Origin of the sequence: Kribbella deserti (assembly GCF_042434725.1) — a bacterium.
Classification (GTDB): domain Bacteria; phylum Actinomycetota; class Actinomycetes; order Propionibacteriales; family Kribbellaceae; genus Kribbella; species Kribbella deserti.
On sequence record NZ_JBHLTC010000018.1, the window covers coordinates 864,923 to 883,979 of the forward strand.

Sequence of the window (19,057 nt, forward strand, 5' to 3'; positions counted from 1 at the left end):
CTCATCAACGGGGCTTCTTTTTACGGGGGCGCACCGCGACATGCACGGGACTTCCGACAAAGCCGAAGTCCTCGCGCAGCCGGCGCTCGATGAACCGCTGGTACGACGGTTCGATCGCGCCCGAGGTGAAGATGACGAAGGTCGGCGGCATGGTCGAAGCCTGCGTACCGAACAGCAGTTTCGGCTGCTTGCCGCTGCGCACCGGGTGCGGGTGGGCGGCGACAAGACGGCCGAGGAACGCGTTCAGCTGTCCGGTCGGGATCCGGGTCTGCCAGCCTTCCAGCGCGGCCTCGATGGCCGGTACGAGCTTTTCCATGTGCCGGCCGGTGAACGCGCTGATGTTGACGCGCGGCGCCCAGCGGAACTGGATCAGGTCGCGGTCGATCTCGCGCTCCAGGTAGTAGCGCCGGTCCTCGTCGACCAGGTCCCACTTGTTGAACGCGATGACGAGGGCCTTACCGGCCTCCTCGACCGCGGTCATGATGCGCAGATCCTGCTCGGTCATCGGCTCGGACGCGTCCACCACCACGACCACAACCTCGGCGCGCTCGATCGCGCCGTGGGTACGGAGGCTGGCGTAGTACTCGTGGCCGGACGCCGTCCGGACGCGGCGGCGGATACCGGCGGTGTCGATGAATCGCCAGACCTGGCCACCGAGGTTGATCAACTCGTCGACCGGGTCGACGGTGGTACCGGCCATGTCGTGCACGACGACCCGGTCCTCCTTGGCGACCTTGTTCAGCAGCGAGGACTTGCCGACGTTCGGCTTGCCGACGATCGCGACGCGGCGCGGTCCACCGGTCTGCGGGTCGGTCTCGGCCGGGGCCTCGGGCAGCGCCGCGAGTACGGCGTCCAGCAGGTCGCCCGAACCGCGGCCGTGCATCGCGGAGACGGGATACGGCTCGCCGATACCGAGGCTCCACAGATTCATCGCCTCGGCCTCGGTGCGCTGGTCGTCCACCTTGTTCGCGGCGAGCACGACCGGCTTACCGGACTTGCGCAGCACCCGGACAACGGCCTCGTCGGCGTCGGTGATGCCCACGGTGGCGTCCACCACGAACAGCACCGCGTCCGCGGCCATGATCGCCACCTCGGCCTGGGCGGCCACCTTTGCGGCCATACCGACGGCGTCGGGGTCCCAGCCGCCGGTGTCCACCACCGTGAACTGGCGGCCACCCCAGTTGGCGTCGTACGACACCCGGTCACGGGTGACACCCGGGGTGTCCTCGACGACCGCCTCGCGGCGGCCGATGATGCGGTTCACCAGCGTCGACTTGCCGACATTGGGCCGGCCGACGATCGCCAGCACGGGCAGCGGGCCGGTGTCTTCGGCTTCGAAGGAGGCCTCGTCGTACCCGGTGGGCAGGTCAGTCATCACGTTCCTTTGTGTCCTGGCAGACCCGGGAGCGGGTTGCCGGTGGCAACGACGGCCTTCTGGACATGTGTCCTCAGGACGGCGCCGATCTCGTCGGCAACCGCGCGTACGTCGAACTGCCTCCGGGGAAAGGATACGGGCTCGATGTGAATCGGCTCGCCATATACCACGTCGATGCGGGTGCCCTTGGGCGGTTTGGAGTCGACATCCTGGCCAGGTGCGCGGGTACCGAGCAGCGCGACGGGCACGATCGGCACGCCGGTGACCATGGCCAGGTAGGCGACGCCGGTCCGGACCCGGCGGAAGTCGCCGGCACCACGAATGCCCTCGGGGTACACGCTCAGCACCCGCCCGTCACGCAGCGTGTGAATCGCCTGCCGCACCGCGCGGGTGTCCACGCTGAACCGGTCGATCGGGATCTGCCCGACCCGGGTCAGCAGCCAGCCCTGGAACCCGGTGAAGGCCTCGATCTTGCTGACCGCGTGGATCATTCGCGGCGAGTAGGCGCCCAGCAGCGGCCCGTCGAGAATGCCGAGGTGGTTCGGCGCGAGGATCACGCCGCCGGTGCGCGGAACGTGGTGCGTGTCGTGGCTGACGACGTCGTACTTGTGGTTCAGATAGGCCCGGACACCTCGCCGCATCACCAGGTGCAGCCGGTGCGGCAGCGGCGGGAGGTCATCGGTACGGGGTGGCTGCAGGTGTTGATCGCCGCTGGTCATGACTCCTGATCCTGAGGAACGGCATCAGCCGCCTCCTTGGCCAGCTGACAAATCGCTTCGACAACCTGCTCCAACGTCATAAAGGTCGAATCGATTTCCACCGCGCCGTCGGACGCGACCTGGAACTGGGCCACGGTCGAGTCGTCGGCGTCGCGGCGCACGATCTGGTCGCGCAACTCGGCGGCCGTGACCGCGCCCTCGGCCAGCTCGGCCTGACGCCGGGCCATCCGGGCCTCGGGGTCGGCCGTCAGCAGCACCTTCAGCTCGGCCTCGGGGGCCACCACCGTCGCGATGTCGCGGCCCTCGACCACAATGCCGCCGCCGGGCTGGGCCGCGGCGATGAGGTCCTGCTGGCGCCGAACCAGATCGGCCCGGACGTCGAGGTTGGTGGCGATCTTGCTGACGTTCTCGCTGATGCGGGGTTCGCGGATCAGCAGGGTGACATCGGTGCCGTTCGCGGCGAACGTCGGCGCGGACGGGTCCGTCGCGATCGTCAGATCGAGGTTGCGGGCGATCTCGGCGACGGCCGTGGCGTCGCCGAGATCGATACCGGAGTCGAGCACCGCCCAGGTCACCGCCCGGTACATCGCGCCGGTGTCTAGATAGCGCAGACCCAGGCGGGTCGCGACACCTCGTGCCGTGCTGGACTTTCCGGAACCGCTGGGGCCGTCAACCGCGATGATCATGCGCAGAGGTTACCGGTTGTCAACGGTGCACGACCCAGCCGCGTTCGGTCAGTACCTTCACCAGCTGATCCACCGAGGCCGGTTTGACCGCCAGTTCGACCTGACCGATGGCCAGACCCGGGCTGTGATCGATGCGCAGGTCCTCGACGTTCGCGCCGGAAGCGGCCGCGTCCGCGAACAACTTGGCCAGCTGACCCGGCCGGTCGGGAATGTTGACCAGCACGGTCGCGTCGTCCGTATGCGGCGCGCCATGTTTGCCCGGGACCCGGACCGCGCCGGTCACGCCGTTCATCAGCAGGTTGGTGATGTCGCCGGAGCCGTCGTCCTTGCCAAGGGCGATCAGCATCCGGTCGAGGTCACCTCGGATCCGCTCCAGCAGGGTGGTCAGCGCGGGCGCGTTCGCCGCGACGATCTGCGTCCACAGCCGCGGGTCTCCCCCGGCGATCCGGGTGACGTCGCGAACGCCCTGGCCGGACAACTCCAGGTGCGAAGCCGGTGCGTCCACGAGCGTGCCCGCGGCGAGGGCCGACATCAGGTGCGGCAAGTGCGAGACCCGGGCGACCGCGAGGTCATGGTCTTGCACCGACAACTCGACCGTACGAGCGCCACAGGTCTCGGCGAGTTCCCGGATCAGCTCAACGGCTTCAGGCCGATTGCCCTCGTGCGGGGTAATCGCCCAGGTTGCGCCGTCGAAGAGGTCCGCCCGGCCGGCCAACGGGCCCGAGCGCTCCGAACCGGCCATCGGGTGGCTGCCGACGTACCGGCTGAGGTCATCGGTCAGCGCGCCCGCGTCCACCAGGGGTTTCGACTTCACGCTGCCGGTGTCGGTAACGATCGCCGAGGTGGTCGCGGCCAGCTGCGCCGCGATCACCGCACCGACGTGATCCGGCGGTACGGCGACCACCACCACCTGCGGCTCGCCCGCGACGTCGCGACTGCCGGCGCCGATCCGCTCGGCCATCAACGCGGACTCGGCGTCGGCATCCACCAGGTGCACGGTCACGCCGAGCCGGCCGAGCGCCAGGCCGATCGACGCGCCGATCAGGCCGGTACCGACGACCCGGACCGGTCCCTTGAGGTTGTTCATACCCTGCTCACTGGGCTCACCGGACTCACGGCGATCACTGGGCGCCGGTCAGATCCGGACGCAGGCTCACCGCGCCGTGCAGGTAGACGTGCTGGATCTTCTCCCGCGCCGTCGCCGTTTCGGCGTGCACCATCATCCGGACCACCCGCGGCAGCGCGTGCGGTACGGCGATCTCCTGCGCGCAGATCAGCGGTACGTCGACCAGGCCGACCTGCCGGCCCGCCACCGCCGGGAACTCCGCGTGCAGATCCGGCGTGACCGTGAACAGCACGCTGATCAGATCATCCGACGCCAGCTGGTTGGCCTCCAGTACGGCGGTGATCAGCTCGGCGGACCGCTCGAGCAGGTGCTCGCGCTCGTCCACGTCGAGTTGGGTCGCGCCCCGGATCGCCCGTACCGCCACTGTGCCTGCCTCCATGCGCTGGTTCGTCTGGCTACTTTCCCGCCTACTGAACCCTAGTGTCCTCCGCCGCATGCCGGACACCAGGTCCAGATAACGCAACGGCCGCGTCGACGGTCTGAGCCAGCAGCAGCGCGATCGTCATCGGCCCGACACCACCCGGCACCGGCGTGAGCAGGCTCGCCACCCGCGCAGCGGCCTCCTGGTCGACGTCGCCGCGGCCACCCTCGTGATACCCGGCGTCCACGACCACCGCGCCCGGTTTGAGCCACTCCCCCTGCACGAAGTCGGGCTTGCCGACTGCGGCCACGAGCACGTCGGCCTGGGCCACCAGTTCGGGCAGGCCTTTGGTGCGTGAGTGGCAGTAGGTGACAGTGGCGTTGCGCTCGAGCAGGAGCATGCCGACGGGCTTACCGAGGATGGGACTGCGCCCGAGTACGACCGCGTGCTGTCCGGCCAGGTTCACGTCGTACTCGTCGAGCAGGCGGATGATGCCGCCCGGCGTACAGGACTGGAAGCCCGGCAGGCCGAAGGCCATCGCGGCGAACGAGTGCATCGTCACGCCGTCGACGTCCTTCGCCGGGTCGATCGCCTCGAACGCGGCCCGCTCGTCGATGTGCGCCGGTACCGGGTGCTGCACGAGGATGCCGTGCACCGCCGGGTCATCGGACAGCTCGCGGATCGCCTGAACCAGCTCGGCGGTCGTCGTACTCGCGGGCAGAACGATGCTGCGCGAGGCGATTCCGGCCTTGCGGCAGCGGTTCTGCTTCATCCGGACGTACGTCGCCGAGGACGGGTCATCCCCGACCAGGACGGTGGCCAGGCAGGCCTCGACTCCGGTGGTCTCGCGAAGTTCGGCCGCGCGGATGGCGGTCTGCTCGTAGAGCCGGGCCGCGACGGCGGTCCCGTCCATCAGCTTGGCGGTGGTCTGGTTCATACGCGAGCCTCCGGGCTGGTCGACAACAGTCGTTCGCCCAGGCGCGCGGCTCTTGGCACCGCCGGCCAATCGCCGGTTCGGTCCGGGCCGCTCCCCGGTGGTGCTCCACCTCAACGCCAGTCGCGGTCCAGGGTCGAACCTACCGGATCGCTCAGAGCAGGCCGGCGTGATCGAGGGCCAGGTACGCGGCGTCGGTGCCGGTCATGGCGCCAGGGGTGCGCAGCTCGGCGCGGAACTGGCCCACGGTCAGCTCCACCGGGACACAGTCCTCGAACTCGTCCAGCGACTGCTTGCCGTCGGGTCGGCAGCCGCGGGCGATCGCGACGTACTTGCGAAAGGTTGAGGACGCGGCGGCGTGGCACCAGCCGACCACCTCGATCGACTCGCTGGTGTAGCCGGTCTCTTCCTCGAGCTCACGAACAGCCGCGGCGGCCGGTTCCTCACCGAGATCGATGAGACCGCCCGGCAGGTTGGTCACCACCTGATCCGGGCCGGCGCGGAACATCCGGACCGTGACGATCCGGCCGTCCGGCGTCAGCGGCAGTACCGAAACCCCGGTACCGACGCCGGCCTTCGGGCCGAACACGTCCCAGTCGCACTCACGACCGTCGGGCAAGCGGTACCGGCGCACCTTGACGGACAGAAATCCGTCGTACGCCAGCCGCTCGCCCACGAGGTCCCAGGCGATCGGATCGTTGCTCACGCTGGTCGTTCCGGGTCCTCCGGCGGTGCGACCGGCGCGTCGTCGTCCTCGACCGGGGGCGCCACCGGCGCGTCGGCATCGCCTCGCGAGCTCTCGTAGCCCTCGGGCTTGTGCGGCTCGCTGCTCTCGGTGGCCGCGCTGGTATCGGGCGTCGACTCCGCCAGGATCCTGGCCAGCGTCTCGTCGGAGATGCGCTTGAACTTGCGCTGCTGGGTCCTGGTCCGGTCGAGTACGGCGACCTCGATCTGGTCCGGCGTGAGCTGCCGGGTCTCGGTGCCGTCGTGGCCCAGAGCGTCCACCGCGAGCCGGAGCGCCCCGGCCAGCGAGATGCCCTCGCTGTAGTGCTCGCCGACATACTCCGCGACCTGCTCGGCCGGACCGCCCATGACGGCGTAACCGCGCACATCCGCGATCGAGCCGTCATAGGTCAGCCGGTAGATCTGGTCACCCGCCGAGGTGTCACCGACCTCGGCCACCAGGATCTCGACCTCCAGCGGCTTCTCCCCACCTGAGGAGAAGATCGCCCCGAGGGTCTGGGCATACGCGTTAGCGAGGGCGCGGCCGGTCACGTCGCGACGGTCGTACGAATACCCGCGCATGTCGGCCAGGCGCACGCCGGCGATGCGCAGATTCTCGAACTCGTTGTACCGCCCGACGGCCGCGAAGGCCATCCGGTCGTAGATCTCGGCGACCTTGTGCAGCGCGGGAGAACGGTTCTCCGCGACGAACAGGATGCCGTCGGCATATTGCAGGGCGATCGCGCTGCGCCCCTTGGCGATGCCTTTCCGGGCGAAGTCGGCCCGGTCCCGCATCAGCTGTTCGGGCGAGACGTAGAACGGAACGCTCATTCAGGTCCTCTGTCGGTGATTCGGGCTCGGCCGGTGGGCTCGGCCCGGTGGGATCGAGTCCACGAACGGATCAGGTCAGGGCTGCGGCCGGGCCGTCGGGACGTTGCAGGCGGGCGCTGACGATGGTGTCGACGATGCCGCCGACCTCCTCGTCGGGCATCCGCCGGAAACCGTCCGCGGTGACCACGGCGACCACCGGGAAGATCCGCCGGGCCAGGTCGGGACCGCCGGTCGCGGAGTCGTCGTCGGCCGCGTCGTACAGCGCCTGAATGGTCGCCGTCACGCAGTCGCTCGCCGACAGGCCCTCGCGGTACAGCTTCTTCAGCGAGCCGCGGGCGAACAGCGAGCCCGAGCCGACGCTGTAGAACGACTGCTCCTCATACCGCCCGCCGGTCGGGTCGTAGGAGAAGATCCGGCCGCCCTTGAGGTCGTGGTCATACCCCGCGAACAGCGGCACCACGGTCAGGCCCTGCATCGCCATCGGCAGGTTGGCACGGATCAGCGCGCTGAGCCGGTTCGCCTTACCGTCGATGCTGAGGGTGGCACCCTCGAGCTTCTCGTAGTGCTCCAGTTCGACCTGGAACAGCCGCACCATCTCCACCGCGAGACCGGCCGAGCCGGCGATGCCCACGGCCGAGTACTCATCGGCGGGGAACACCTTCTCGATATCGCGCTGGGCGATGATGTTGCCCATGGTGGCGCGACGGTCGCCCGCCATCACCACGCCACCCTCGAAGGTGGCGGCGACGATCGTGGTGCCGTGTGGCACCTGCTGGGACAGATCGCCCGCGGGCAAACTTCGTCGCCCGGGCAACAAGTCGGGGGCATGCCCCGCCAGGAAATCCGCGAACGACGAGTTGCCCGGGGTCAGAAAGGCTTCCGGCAGTCGGCCGAAGGCATCGGTTGTCATCTAGTGCTTCACTCCCCGCCCTTTTGGACGAATCCGCGAACGAACTCCTCCGCGTTCTCCTCCAGCACCTCGTCGATCTCGTCGAGGATCGAATCCACGTCGTCGTCGAGTCGCTCCTTGCGCTCAGCGACCTCCTCCGACGCGGTGACCTCGGCGACCTCTTCCTCGGTGCCCGATCGCTTGGTCTGCTTGTGCTGCTGACCGCCGTCTTTAGCCATGCCAACCTCCTAGGCCCACACCTGGAGGCCCCTCAAATGGCCTCCTAACAGGACCCTACCCGGCGGCACCCCCAGTAATGGTGCGAACCAGGTCACTCGCGGTGTCGCACTGGTCCAGCAAGGCGCCGACATGTGCCTTCGTACCGCGCAGCGGGTCGAGCGTCGGGATGCGCTGGAGCGACTCGCGACCGGGCAGATCGAAGATCACCGAGTCCCACGAGGCGGCCGCGACCTGGCCGGCGTACTTCTGCATGCAGCGGCCACGGAAGTAGGCGCGCGTGTCGGTCGGCGGATGCGTGACGGCCATCCGGATCTCCTCGTCGGACACCAGCCGCTGCATTCGTCCGGCCTTGACCAGGCGGTAGTACAGGCCCTTGTCCGGGCGGAGATCGGCATACTGCAGGTCGACCAGGTGCAGCTTGGAGTCGTCCCAGTTGAGGTCGTCGCGGTCCCGGTAGGACTGCAGAAGTTTGAGCTTGGCCACCCAGTCGAGCTGGTCCGACAGCTTCATCGGGTCGATCGCCAGCTGGTCCAGCACCTGCTCCCAGCGCTGCAGCACGTCCCGGGTCTGGCGGTCCGCGTCGTCGCCGTACTTGTCCTCGACGTATTTGCGGGCCTGCTCGTAGTACTCCATCTGGAGCTGGACGGCGGTGAGTTTGCGGCCGTCCTTCAGCGTGAGCAGATGCGTGCAGGTCGGGTCGTGGCTGATCTCGTGCAACGCGGTGACCGGCCGGTCGACGGACAGGTCGTCGGTCAGCCAGCCGTCCTCGATCATCGACAGCACCAGCGCGGTGGTGCCGACCTTGAGATAGGTCGAGATCTCGGACAGGTTCGCGTCGCCGATGATCACGTGCAGCCGGCGATACCGGTCGGGATTGGCATGCGGCTCATCACGGGTGTTGATGATCGGCCGCTTCAGCGTGGTCTCCAGGCCGACCTCGACCTCGAAGTAGTCCGCGCGCTGGCTGATCTGGAAGCCGTGGGTGGCGCCATCCTGGCCGATACCGACCCGGCCGGCGCCGGTGACCACCTGGCGGCTGACAAAAAACGGCGTCAGGTGCCGCACGATCGACGCGAACGGCGTCGACCGGCGCATCAGGTAGTTCTCATGGGCGCCGTACGACGCGCCTTTGTTATCGGTGTTGTTCTTGTACAGGTTGATCTGCGGGGAGCCGGGCAACTGGTGGGCCTGGCGCGCGCCCTCCATGATCACGAGCTCACCCGCCTTGTCCCACACCACCACGTCGCGCGGATTGGTGCACTCTGGGGCCGAGTACTCCGGGTGAGCATGGTCGACGTACAACCGGGCGCCGTTGGTGAGGATGACGTTGGCCAGGCCGGTCTCCTCGTCGGTGAGCTGGCTGGAGTCGGCCACCTCCCGGCTCAGGTCGAAGCCGCGCGCGTCTCGCAGTGGGTGCTCCTCGTCGAAGTCCCACCGCGTTTTACGCGCCAAAGGCTGCGTCTGCGCATAGCCGTTCACCACCTGGCTCGAGGTCAGCATCGGGTTGGCCCCGGGCTGCCCCGGAACGGAGATGCCGAACTCGGTCTCGGTCCCCATGATCCGCCGAACACTCATACGATTGAGCCTACGCGGTACGACCGACACATGCTGGTGATTCGGCCCACCAGGCAGGTGAAACACTGCCGGCATGGATGAACTGGTCGCCCTGGTGGACGAGAACGGGACAGTTGTCGGTTCGGCGCCACGCTCGGTCATGCGCCGGGAGAACCTGCGCCACAGCGCGACGGCCGTGCTGGTCAGCAACAGCGCGGGCCAGATCTACGTGCACCGGCGGACCCCCACCAAGGACCTCTACCCGCACTACTACGACTTCGCCGCGGGCGGAGTCGTTGCCGCCGGCGAGGACCCTTACGACGCCGTGGTGCGCGAGTTGGACGAGGAGCTCGGCATCACCGGGGTGGACCTGGTGAAGCTGCCCGAGGACGGCTATGCCGACGACTGCACGTCGTACTGGGCTTACCTCTACACCTGCGTCTGGGACGGCCCTGTGCGCCACCAGCCGGAGGAAGTCGAGTGGGGTACATGGATGTCCCCGGACGAGCTCGTCGCGCGTCTGGACGACCCTGAGTGGCAGTTCATGCCCGACACAAATGCGTTGTTGTCCGGCTACGTCCGGGCGATGCTCTGACGGGTGACGATCGACGACAACGGCTGGGACAGCAGGGCCTGGACCGACGGGCATTGGCTCTACCGGGAGCCACGACGGCCGGAGGTGACTCCGCGACTTCAAGCCGAGGCGGTCCTGCTCCCCTGGCTTGCGCCGCACCTGCCGCTACCAGTCCCTGTGCCGGAGTTGACCGCTTCGGGAGTTCGGCACCGGCTCCTGTTGGGGCAACCGCTTGAGGACGCTCCCGTGGGGGAAGCGCTCGGGAGGTTCCTCTGTGCGTTGCATGGGGTGGATCCGGTTGAGGCGGTGAAGCACTCTGCTGAGGACTACGAGACGGCTCAGGCGGACAGGCGCGCCGTGCAGGCTCGGATGGCGGCTGAGGTACTACCGCGGCTCCCAGCGGCGTATAGGGCGCGTGGGGAGGACCTGCTGGCCGAGGTGGCTGAGGTCCCGTCCGACGGCCGGTTGATCCATGCGGACCTCGGGCCCGAACACATCCTGGTCACGGACACCCAGGTAACGGGCGTCATCGACTGGACCGACGCCCACATCGGCGACCCCGCCCTCGACCTCGCCTGGCTCCTCCACGGCGCTCCCCGCGTAATCGCCGAGGGAGTCGCGCGGACCTACTCCCCCACGCCGTACCTCCGCGACCGAGCCCGGGCCTGGCACCGCCTAGGCCCTTGGTACGCCGTCCTCCACGCCCTAGACCACAACCACCCCACCGCCGAGCCTCTGGCCAGCGTCACCGCCCGCCTATAACCCACCACCGAAACCACGGTGGGTGGCGGACTTATGGTGTGCAACCTTGGGGTGGGGGTTCGGACACTTCTTGGTGTGAGGACCTTGATGACAGATTTCGGCCAGCCTGGTGGTTCGGGTGATCCGCCGGTGTCCGACGACGCGTTATGGAACCGGGTTCGGGACGGTGATGAGCAGGCGCTTGGTGAGTTGTTCGATCGGTACGCCGACGAGGTGCACGCGTTCGCGTTTCGGCGTACGGCGTCGTGGAGCATCGCCGAGGACGTCGTACAGACCACCTTCGTCAGTACGTGGCAGCGGCTGACCCAGCGTGATGACGAACGCCGGATGTCCGAGGTCCGGCGGGCGCTCGCCAACGGCCGGCCGATCAAACTCGGGTAGCGGCCCGCGTCAGGTGGAGGCCTGCGTCGAGCGGAGCCGGGTTAGCGGCCCATGAAGCGGCTGATGGAGCGCGCCAGGTTGACGCCGACGATGCCGCCCCAGCAGATGATGATGGCGATCACGCCCTCCTGCGCTGCGGCGATCGCGGTGATCGGGATGCCGGCCACCACCGAGACGATGGCGAGGGCGAGACCACCCGGGTCGTCCTTCGGTGGCGGCAGCGGCTCGCGCTGGGCTGGTACGGCGGCGACGCGTTCGGCGATCCGGGCATCGACCCGTTCCAGGAAGGCGTCGATGATCTCGGGCTCATAGTCCGGCCCGAGCTCCTGCCGTGCGGCCATCGCGGCCCGCAGATCCTTCCGCGCCTCATCCGTCGCCATGCGAGGAAGGTACGCCGTCAACGCCACCGCAGGCATCAGGGAAAACCCCGGCCCACCCCGCGCCCATCACCCGGCCAGGCCGATACGAGCCCAGACCCGTCAGCTCGCTCAGGTGGCTCAGACCGCCTGGGCTCGTACGCACCGCAGGCGCCGCTGGATCGGGGCGTCGTCGGTGACCGTGAAACCGGCCGCCTCGAGCTGCCCCGGCAGATCGTCAACGGCGTGCCCGTGGGACGAGCCGTGCAGTTCCATGATCACCACGCGCCCACCAGGCCGCAGCACCCGGCGCAGCTCGCGGAAAGCCTCGGGCTGTTGGCCCGGTGGCACGTGGTGAATCGCCAGACTCGACGCCACCAAGTCGAACGAACCCTCCGCGAACGGCAGGGCCTGTGCCGAAGCCTCCTGGAAGTAGCACGTCGGCACATGCCGGACGGCGTACTCAAGCATCGGCCGGGACGGATCGACCCCCGTCACCGCGCCGCCAGGCCCCACCGCGGCCTTCAGGCGCCGGGTGAGGTAGCCGGTGCCACAACCGACATCAAGGACCTTCTCCCCCGTTTCGGCTTCGCACAACTCCGCCAGACGGTCGTAGGCGGCCTTGCGGCGCCCGAAGGAGAACACCGTCGCCGTGAACTCGTAGAGCAGCGGTCTCATGGTTCGATCGTCACGCACCTGCACCTGCGCCGTCGAGGCTCGCACGGCCGGCCCGGGGGCAAATCAAGGATGACCCTGAGCGGAAAAGCGAACCGCCGGACAGTGCGCCCCTGCACGGCGTACTGTCCGGCGATCGCCGGTATGACGGGGACTACAGGTACTGACCGGTGTTGGTCGCGGTGTCGATCGACCGGCCGGGTTCGGTGCCCTGCTTGCCGGAGATGAGCGTACGGATGAAGACGATCCGCTCGCCCTTCTTGCCGGAGATCCGGGCCCAGTCGTCCGGGTTGGTCGTGTTCGGCAGGTCCTCGTTCTCCTTGAACTCGTCGACACACGCCTGCAGCAGGTGCTGCACCCGCAGGCCCTTCTGGTTGTCGGTCAGGAAGGCCTTGATCGCCATCTTCTTCGCGCGGTCGACGATGTTCTGGATCATCGCGCCGGAGTTGAAGTCCTTGAAGTACAGGACCTCCTTGTCACCGTTGGCGTAGGTGACCTCCAGGAAGCGGTTCTCGTCGGTTTCGGTGTACATCCGCTCGACCGTGCGCTGGATCATGCCGTTCACGCACGAGGTCCGGTCGCCGCCGAACTCGCTGAGGTCCTCGGCGTGCAGCGGCAGCGTTGGCGTCAGGTACTTGGAGAAGATGTCGCGCGCGGACTCGGCGTCCGGACGCTCGATCTTGATCTTCACGTCCAGCCGGCCCGGGCGCAGGATCGCCGGGTCGATCATGTCCTCGCGGTTCGAGGCGCCGATCACGATGACGTTCTCCAGGCCTTCAACGCCGTCGATCTCGCTCAGCAACTGCGGCACGATGGTGTTCTCCACATCGGAGGACACCCCGGAACCACGGGTGCGGAACAGCGAGTCCATCTCGTCGAAGAACACGATCACCGGCATGCCCTCGGACGCCTTCTCGCGGGCGCGCTGGAACACCAGCCGGATGTGCCGCTCGGTCTCGCCGACGTACTTGTTCAGCAGCTCGGGACCCTTGATGTTGAGGAAGAACGATCTGCCCTCGACACCGGTCTTCTCGGCCACCTTCTTGGCAAGTGAGTTCGCCACCGCCTTCGCGATCAGCGTCTTGCCACAGCCCGGCGGACCGTACAGCAGGACGCCCTTCGGCGGCTTGAGCTCGTGCTCGAGGAACAGCTCCTTGTGCAGATACGGCATCTCCACGGCGTCGCGGATCTGCTCGATCTGACCGAAGAGGCCACCGATCTGCGTGTAGTCGATGTCCGGGACCTCTTCGAGGATCAGCTCCTCGACCTCGGATTTCGGGATCTTCTCGTAGACGTAGCCGGAGCGTGGCTCCAGCAGCAGCGAGTCACCCGCGCGGATCGCCTGGTCCAGCAATGGCGCGGCCAGCCGCACCACCCGTTCCTCGTCCGCCTGGGCGATCACGAGAGCACGCTCGCCGTCGGCGAGCAGCTCCTTCAACATCACCACTTCACCGACGACCTCGAAGTCGCACACCTGCACCACGTTGAGGGCCTCGTTCAGCATCAGTTCCTGACCGAGTTTCAACGTGTCCAGGTCGATCGACGGGCTGGCCGCGACCCGGAGTTTGCGTCCTCCGGTGAACACGTCCAAGGTGTCGTCGTCATTGCGACCCAGGAAGGTGCCGAAACCGGAGGGCGGTTGCGCCAGCCGGTCGACCTCTTCCTTGAGGGCGATGATCTTCTCTCGGGCCTCGCGCAGCGTTTCCGCCAACCGCTCGTTCTGGGCGGTCACGCTCGCATAGGACGCTTGGGTTTCGGCCAGCCTGCTCTCAAGTGACCGGCTCTCCGCCGGGTGCTCCAGCAGACGGCGTCGCAACGCTGCGACCTCCGCCTCCAGGTAGCGCACCTGATTGCGCAGCTCTGCCGCAGTAGGGCTCTCGTCTCCAGCCACGATCATCACCTCACCATGTGGGGCTCGACCTATAGGACCTTACCCAGAAAACACGGCTGGGCAAGGCGAATCCCATCACGTGTCGGTTGCGGATGATTCCGTTGCTTCGACAACAACCGAAGGGGTATCGGACCGGCGGGGCCCCGAATAGTCCTCGCCGTACGCCCCGGGTGCCGGCCGGGACTTCTTCCGCGGCGCTACGAAACCAGGTGCCATCCGGCGTGCGGTGACCAGGAAGGCGGTGTGACCCTGCATCCGGTGGCCCGGGCGAACGGCCAGTCCCTCGACGTGCCAGTCGCGTACCAGAGACTCCCAGGCGCGCGGTTCGGTGAAGCCGCCGTGCGCCCGCAGCGTCTCGACCGTGCGGCTCAACTGAGTGGTGGTGGCGACATATGCGCAGATCACGCCACCCGGCACCAGCGAGTCGGCGACCAGGTCGACGCACTCCCACGGCGCGAGCATGTCCAGCACGATGCGGTCCACGTCGGCCAGATCCGTACCGTCCAGCAGGTCCTCGTTGCGCAGGGTCCAGGCCGGGTGGTCACCGCCGAAGAAGTCGGTCACGTTCTTGCGCGCGACAGCGGCGAAATCCTCGCGCCGCTCGAACGACGTAACTGAGCCGGTGGTGCCGACGGCGCGCAGCAACGCGCAGGTGAGCGCGCCCGACCCGGCGCCGGCCTCGACCACCTTCGCGCCTGGGTAGATGTCGGCCATGGTGACGATCTGGGCCGTGTCCTTGGGGTAGATGACGGCCGCACCGCGCGGCATCGACACCGAGTAGTCGGCCATCAGCGGCCGCAGCGCGAGGTACTCCACGCCGCCGACCGAGCGCACCACGACCGCGTCCGGGCCGTCGATCAGCTCGTCGTGGCTGATCCCGCCCTTGGTGGTGTGGAAGATCTTGCCGCGCTCGAGCTTGACCGAGTGCCGCCGGCCCTTGGTATCGGAAAGCGTGATCCACTCACCCGGCTGCAACGGCCCCTGGTGCACGCCGGAGTAGGCAGCGTCGGGAAAGGGATGTGTCTGTGATTCGGACATAGATGGCGAAGCTTATTGGTTGCGGAAGGCCCGTTCGACATCGGAGGTCGCCAGGACGCCGTACACGTCGCCGTGCGCGTCCAGGACCAGGTACTCCGAGGCGGGATTCGAGCGCAGCGAACCGAGGATCTCCTCGCCGGTGTCGTTCACGCCGAGGATGTGGCCGGCGCCGATCCGGGTCGACACCTCGCTGACCGTCGTCCAGGGCAACTGGTTCGGCGCGATCGACGCGACGGCCTGTTCGTTGACCAGGGCATGCGGTTTGCCCGCGCCGTCCAGCACCACCACCGCGCCGGCCTGGGCCACGCCCGCGAGCCGGATGGCCTCCGAGATCGGCGTACCGGCGTGTACGGCGATCGCGCGGCGGGCGAGCGTACGGACCTGGAGCGTGGGCAACTTGCGCCGTACGCGGGCCTGCAGCAACGACTGGGTCGAGCCCATCCACAGGAAGAACCCGACGGCGCCGGCGATGACGAAGTCGAAGATGCCGGGCGTCCGGTCGAACACCACCTCGGCGAGCACGGGCAGCGCGATCACGGTGAGGGCGAGCACCCGGCCACACCAGGCCGCGACGACCGTGCCGGTGTGCATGTTGCCGGTGGCCTTCCACACGATCGCGCGCAGCACCCAGCCGCCGTCGAGCGGAAGGCCCGGCAGCAGGTTGGTGACGCCGACGATGAGGTTCGCGACGGCCAGCTCGTACAGCGCGACCTCCGCGACGCCCTGCTCCATCGATCGCGCCCCGAGCAGGGACAGCCCGCCGACCAGCAGCGACGCGACCGGGCCGACCACCGAGATCGCGAACTCCTCGAACGGCGACTTACGCTCACCCTCGATATGCGTGCCCGCGGCGAAGAAGCCGAGGTTGATCTCGGTCACCGGGATCTTGAAGCGCAACGCGACCAGGGCGTGCGCCAGTTCGTGCAGCAGGATCGACAGCGTGAACGCGACCACGAACGCGAAGGCAGCGACATAACGCGCCCCGGAGCCCAGGTACGGGAACTGACGGCCGATGATGCCGGAGAATCCGAAAGCGAGCAGGAACGCGATCGGCAGCCAGGTCACCCGCATCGTCAGGCGGATGCCGCGCACACGGCCCAGCACCCAGGTACCCGGCGGGGTGGCGGTCGGCTGACTGGGCGGCGAGGGTTCACGCGAGCTGGACATCGGGGCAAACCTACTGTGCCGGTGGTCGCCGATGGTGACGGACTCCTACACCGGCACCTGCAAATGTGCGACGTATCCCTGCTGCACGCTTCCGGTAACGGTCGCGAGCTGCCGTACGCCGTCGTCCTCGCCGAACACATTGTCGTCGGCAAGGCCGGTCCGCTCCATGTTTCGGGAGCTCCCGTCGTACCCATCGGTGGCGTAAACCGCCAGGCACGGCTCTTCCGGGAGAGCCAGCTGGGAGGTCGAGCGGATCCTCCCGGCGGCCGTGGCTTCGTTGAGGCTCGCGTAGATCTCGAAGTGGATGTGCGGCCATCTTCCGGAGTAGGCGCCGGGGAACACCGTGGTGAAGGTGACCCTGCCGTCGGCATCACTGGCTTGTACGCCGCGCAGGTAGTTCTCGTTCTGGATGTCGTTGGAGTAGAGGGAGTACCGGCCTTCGGCGTCGCAGTGCCACAGGTAGACCGCCGCGCCGGCTAAAGGTCCACATGAGCCTCTGGCATCCCTGAGGGTCAACTCGACCTTTAGGGGAACTCCAGTGGCCGCTCCGGACGCGCTGCCGAAACTCTTGGTGAGGTCACTGCGGACGATGCCCGACTCGGTCAGCACGTTCGGCCCGTTCGAGCCGTCGCCCGGATAAGGGCCGACCGTCTCCTGCGGGATCTCCTCGCAGCTCGCCGGCACCGTGGGATCGATCGGGCTGTCAGCTGTGGACGTAGCGGGGTTCTCGTCCGCTGAACAGCCGACGAGGGCAGCCAGGCCAGCGCCGGCAAAGAGGCGCAGCGCGTTGCGGCGCCGCATCAACGTGCCGAGGTCGTAGACCAGGCCGCGGTCGTGTTCGTGGGTCATTCGCTCGGCTCCTTAGGATTGCTTCACCCCATCCTTGAACGCCGCCCCGATGGTTCGCCGAAAGCGGACGGTGACCGGGCTGGCAGCTTCCTGGGAGTTGTCTGGCAGCGCCTGGCCGTGCCGGATTCAGAATGTGTCGGTGGGCTCCCCTAGCCTTGCGGCATGAGCGTGACAGCAGCTGTCGACGAGCACGGCCACCCGCGCGGGGCGTTGTCGCCTTCGCGTGCGGCGGATTTCATGAGCTGCCCGCTCAAATACCGCTTCCGGGTGGTCGACCGCCTGCCGGAGAAGCCGTCTTCCGCGGCCGTCCGGGGCACGGTCGTGCATTCCGTGCTCGAGCGGCTGTACGACCTGCCCCGCGGTGAGCGCACGCTGGAGCACGCGATCGAGATGGTCGAACCGCAATGGAAAGAGCTGCTCGCGGCCGAGCCGGAGGTCGCCGAGCTGTTCGCCGAGGACACCGACGGCGAGCAGTTGGCCGGCTGGCTCACCGGCGCCCACCAGCTCCTCGGCAAGTACTTCACCCTCGAGGATCCGAACCTGCTCGAGCCCGCCGAGCGCGAGCTGTACGTCGAGGCGGAGCTGGCCTCCGGCCTCACCCTCAGGGGGTACGTCGACCGTCTGGACGTCGCGCCGACCGGTGAGATCCGGGTGGTCGACTACAAGACGGGCCGCTCCCCCTCGGAGTTCTTCGAGGCCAAGGCCTTGTTCCAGATGAAGTTCTACGCGCTCGTGCTCTGGCGACTGCGCGGCGTGGTTCCGGCGATGCTGCAGCTGGTCTATCTCGGCAACGGCGAGATCGTGCGCTACGTGCCCGACGAGGCGGACCTGCTCGCCTGCGAACGCAAGGTCTCGGCGTTGTGGGAGGCCATCACGCGCGCGCTGGAATCAGGCGACTGGCGGCCGAACAAAGGCCCGCTGTGCGAGTGGTGCGATCACAAGGCGCTGTGCCCGGCCTGGGGTGGTACTCCCCCGCCATTGCCGAACCGCTCCGTCGCGGAGGTGGTCGAGCAGTCCGCGGGCGTCGACCTCGTCGGCGTCGACGGATAAGCCGAACCGCGGGATCAACGTGCCGGGCTGAGGAACTCCGAAGCGCCGCGCAGCCTGGTCTTCAGAACCGCTTGCGTAGCGGTGCTGTCGAGCCGTACGTCGAGCGGCCCGCGGATACCGGAACCAGCGCGAGTCCCAGACCGTAGCTTCGCCGGATCCAGCCCCAGCCGCTGAGCGATCAGCCGGCCCAGGCTGTACCGGTCGATCGCCTCGGCCCCACCAACGTGGTGAATACCCGAGCGATCCGACTCGGCCAGTTCGAGCAAGGCTGCCGCGAGGTCGTCGACCGCAACCGCGCAGCGGATGTCGTCCGCGAAGAGCACGCCGTCCCCACCCGTGGCCAGGTGCCGGACCAGCTCGTCCGTGGTCGAACCCGGCCCGATGATCAACGACGTCCGCGCGATGACAGCGCTTGGATCGATGGCGCGTACGGCGGTCTCGGCCGCCGCCTTCGCCGCGCCGTACGGGCTGATCGGATCCGGCACGGCTGTCTCGTCGTAGTGCACGTCCTGCCCGGAGAACAGCGCATCACTCGACACCTGCACAAGGCGTGCGCCGTACCGGGCTGCGGCAAGCGCGACATGGGCCGCGCCATCGGCCGTGGTCCGCCAGTCGCTTTGACGGAAGGCCGTATTGATGATCACGTCGGGCCGTACGGAGGCGACCACCTCGTCGACGGCCTGCCGGTCGCACAGGTCCAGCTGGTGCCAGCCGTCGCGTCCGGCGCCGCTGAAGTACGTGCCGCTGACGTCATGCCCCTGTGCGGTGGCGGTGGTGACGAGCTGGTTGCCGAGGAAGCCGGTGCCACCGGCGACGAGAATGCGCACGCCCGCACGGTACCCGGCTGGGTGGGTACGGACCGGCGGCCGGATAGCG

22 protein-coding genes and 1 riboswitch are annotated in these 19,057 nt (G+C 68.1%); of the genes, 4 read left to right on the forward strand and 18 right to left on the reverse strand.

Going from position 1 to position 19,057, the window contains the following annotated elements; all coding sequences use genetic code 11:
- Window positions 1-4 precede the first annotated feature (4 nt).
- The 11 genes from der to dop all read right to left on the reverse strand — a co-directional run bounded on the left by der (window position 5) and on the right by dop (window position 9,459).
- Window positions 5-1,375: a ribosome biogenesis GTPase Der gene (der, locus tag ACFFGN_RS17330; protein WP_380048658.1), complete on the reverse strand. Its 1,371-nt coding sequence runs from the start codon at window positions 1,373-1,375 to the stop codon at window positions 5-7.
- Window positions 1,375-2,094: a lysophospholipid acyltransferase family protein gene (locus ACFFGN_RS17335; protein WP_380048660.1), complete on the reverse strand. Its 720-nt coding sequence runs from the start codon at window positions 2,092-2,094 to the stop codon at window positions 1,375-1,377. Before ACFFGN_RS17335 ends, der begins: the two co-directional genes overlap by 1 nt.
- Window positions 2,091-2,780, reverse strand: a complete 690-nt coding sequence (gene cmk / locus ACFFGN_RS17340) for a (d)CMP kinase (RefSeq protein WP_380048662.1) — start codon at window positions 2,778-2,780, stop codon at window positions 2,091-2,093. The genes ACFFGN_RS17335 and cmk overlap by 4 nt, the downstream gene beginning before the upstream one ends.
- A 19-nt stretch (window positions 2,781-2,799) precedes the next feature.
- The gene (locus tag ACFFGN_RS17345; RefSeq protein ID WP_380048664.1) at window positions 2,800-3,867 is read right to left on the reverse strand and encodes a prephenate dehydrogenase; all 1,068 of its coding nucleotides are present in this window, start codon (window positions 3,865-3,867) and stop codon (window positions 2,800-2,802) included.
- 34 nt (window positions 3,868-3,901) lie between these two features.
- On the reverse strand, window positions 3,902-4,285 hold the full coding sequence (gene aroH, locus ACFFGN_RS17350) for a chorismate mutase (RefSeq protein ID WP_380048666.1): 384 nt from the start codon (window positions 4,283-4,285) through the stop codon (window positions 3,902-3,904).
- Between the two features lie 28 nt (window positions 4,286-4,313).
- Complete coding sequence (locus ACFFGN_RS17355) at window positions 4,314-5,204, reverse strand: bifunctional 5,10-methylenetetrahydrofolate dehydrogenase/5,10-methenyltetrahydrofolate cyclohydrolase (protein WP_380048668.1); 891 nt, start codon at window positions 5,202-5,204, stop codon at window positions 4,314-4,316.
- 28 nt (window positions 5,205-5,232) lie between these two features.
- A riboswitch (ZMP/ZTP riboswitch) is annotated at window positions 5,233-5,338 on the reverse strand.
- Window positions 5,339-5,355: 17 nt separating this feature from the next.
- Complete coding sequence (locus ACFFGN_RS17360; RefSeq protein WP_380048670.1) at window positions 5,356-5,907, reverse strand: NUDIX hydrolase; 552 nt, start codon at window positions 5,905-5,907, stop codon at window positions 5,356-5,358.
- Complete coding sequence (prcA, locus tag ACFFGN_RS17365) at window positions 5,904-6,755, reverse strand: proteasome subunit alpha (RefSeq protein WP_380048672.1); 852 nt, start codon at window positions 6,753-6,755, stop codon at window positions 5,904-5,906. Before prcA ends, ACFFGN_RS17360 begins: the two co-directional genes overlap by 4 nt.
- A 70-nt stretch (window positions 6,756-6,825) precedes the next feature.
- Complete coding sequence (gene prcB / locus ACFFGN_RS17370; RefSeq protein WP_380048674.1) at window positions 6,826-7,665, reverse strand: proteasome subunit beta; 840 nt, start codon at window positions 7,663-7,665, stop codon at window positions 6,826-6,828.
- Window positions 7,666-7,673: 8 nt separating this feature from the next.
- Entirely contained in the window at window positions 7,674-7,883 is a 210-nt protein-coding gene (locus ACFFGN_RS17375) for a ubiquitin-like protein Pup (protein WP_328993805.1), read from the reverse strand.
- Between the two features lie 55 nt (window positions 7,884-7,938).
- Complete coding sequence (gene dop, locus ACFFGN_RS17380) at window positions 7,939-9,459, reverse strand: depupylase/deamidase Dop (protein ID WP_380048677.1); 1,521 nt, start codon at window positions 9,457-9,459, stop codon at window positions 7,939-7,941.
- A gap of 73 nt (window positions 9,460-9,532) precedes the next feature.
- On the opposite strand from dop, the gene ACFFGN_RS17385 reads away from it, so the two are divergent.
- From ACFFGN_RS17385 to ACFFGN_RS17395, 3 genes are all read left to right on the forward strand, one after another.
- Window positions 9,533-10,033 carry an NUDIX hydrolase gene (locus ACFFGN_RS17385; RefSeq protein ID WP_380048679.1) on the forward strand — a complete coding sequence of 167 codons (501 nt, stop codon included), beginning with the start codon at window positions 9,533-9,535 and terminating at the stop codon, window positions 10,031-10,033.
- Window positions 10,034-10,036: 3 nt separating this feature from the next.
- Window positions 10,037-10,774: a phosphotransferase gene (locus ACFFGN_RS17390; protein WP_380048681.1), complete on the forward strand. Its 738-nt coding sequence runs from the start codon at window positions 10,037-10,039 to the stop codon at window positions 10,772-10,774.
- Window positions 10,775-10,861: 87 nt separating this feature from the next.
- Window positions 10,862-11,155, forward strand: coding sequence for an RNA polymerase sigma factor (locus tag ACFFGN_RS17395; RefSeq protein ID WP_380048683.1), 294 nt, complete (start codon window positions 10,862-10,864; stop codon window positions 11,153-11,155).
- A 41-nt stretch (window positions 11,156-11,196) separates the two neighbouring features.
- Here the strand turns inward: ACFFGN_RS17395 and ACFFGN_RS17400 are convergent, their stop codons facing one another.
- From ACFFGN_RS17400 to ACFFGN_RS17425, 6 genes are all read right to left on the reverse strand, one after another.
- A complete protein-coding gene (locus tag ACFFGN_RS17400; RefSeq protein ID WP_380048685.1) occupies window positions 11,197-11,535 on the reverse strand; it encodes a hypothetical protein in 339 nt (112 codons plus the stop codon).
- Between the two features lie 117 nt (window positions 11,536-11,652).
- Window positions 11,653-12,189 (reverse strand): class I SAM-dependent methyltransferase, encoded by a 537-nt coding sequence (locus tag ACFFGN_RS17405; RefSeq protein ID WP_380048687.1) that lies wholly within the window; start codon window positions 12,187-12,189, stop codon window positions 11,653-11,655.
- A 151-nt stretch (window positions 12,190-12,340) separates the two neighbouring features.
- Complete coding sequence (gene arc, locus ACFFGN_RS17410; RefSeq protein ID WP_380048689.1) at window positions 12,341-14,083, reverse strand: proteasome ATPase; 1,743 nt, start codon at window positions 14,081-14,083, stop codon at window positions 12,341-12,343.
- Between the two features lie 69 nt (window positions 14,084-14,152).
- A complete protein-coding gene (locus tag ACFFGN_RS17415; protein WP_380048691.1) occupies window positions 14,153-15,115 on the reverse strand; it encodes a tRNA (adenine-N1)-methyltransferase in 963 nt (320 codons plus the stop codon).
- A gap of 12 nt (window positions 15,116-15,127) precedes the next feature.
- Complete coding sequence (locus ACFFGN_RS17420; protein ID WP_380048693.1) at window positions 15,128-16,282, reverse strand: site-2 protease family protein; 1,155 nt, start codon at window positions 16,280-16,282, stop codon at window positions 15,128-15,130.
- A gap of 45 nt (window positions 16,283-16,327) precedes the next feature.
- The gene (locus ACFFGN_RS17425; protein WP_380048695.1) at window positions 16,328-17,131 is read right to left on the reverse strand and encodes an intradiol ring-cleavage dioxygenase; all 804 of its coding nucleotides are present in this window, start codon (window positions 17,129-17,131) and stop codon (window positions 16,328-16,330) included.
- A 162-nt stretch (window positions 17,132-17,293) separates the two neighbouring features.
- Here ACFFGN_RS17425 and ACFFGN_RS17430 point away from each other — a divergent pair, with 162 nt between their 5' ends.
- On the forward strand, window positions 17,294-18,181 hold the full coding sequence (locus ACFFGN_RS17430) for a RecB family exonuclease (RefSeq protein WP_380048697.1): 888 nt from the start codon (window positions 17,294-17,296) through the stop codon (window positions 18,179-18,181).
- Window positions 18,182-18,195: 14 nt separating this feature from the next.
- Here the strand turns inward: ACFFGN_RS17430 and ACFFGN_RS17435 are convergent, their stop codons facing one another.
- Window positions 18,196-19,008 carry a sugar nucleotide-binding protein gene (locus tag ACFFGN_RS17435; RefSeq protein ID WP_380048699.1) on the reverse strand — a complete coding sequence of 271 codons (813 nt, stop codon included), beginning with the start codon at window positions 19,006-19,008 and terminating at the stop codon, window positions 18,196-18,198.
- Between the last annotated feature and the right edge of the window lie 49 nt (window positions 19,009-19,057).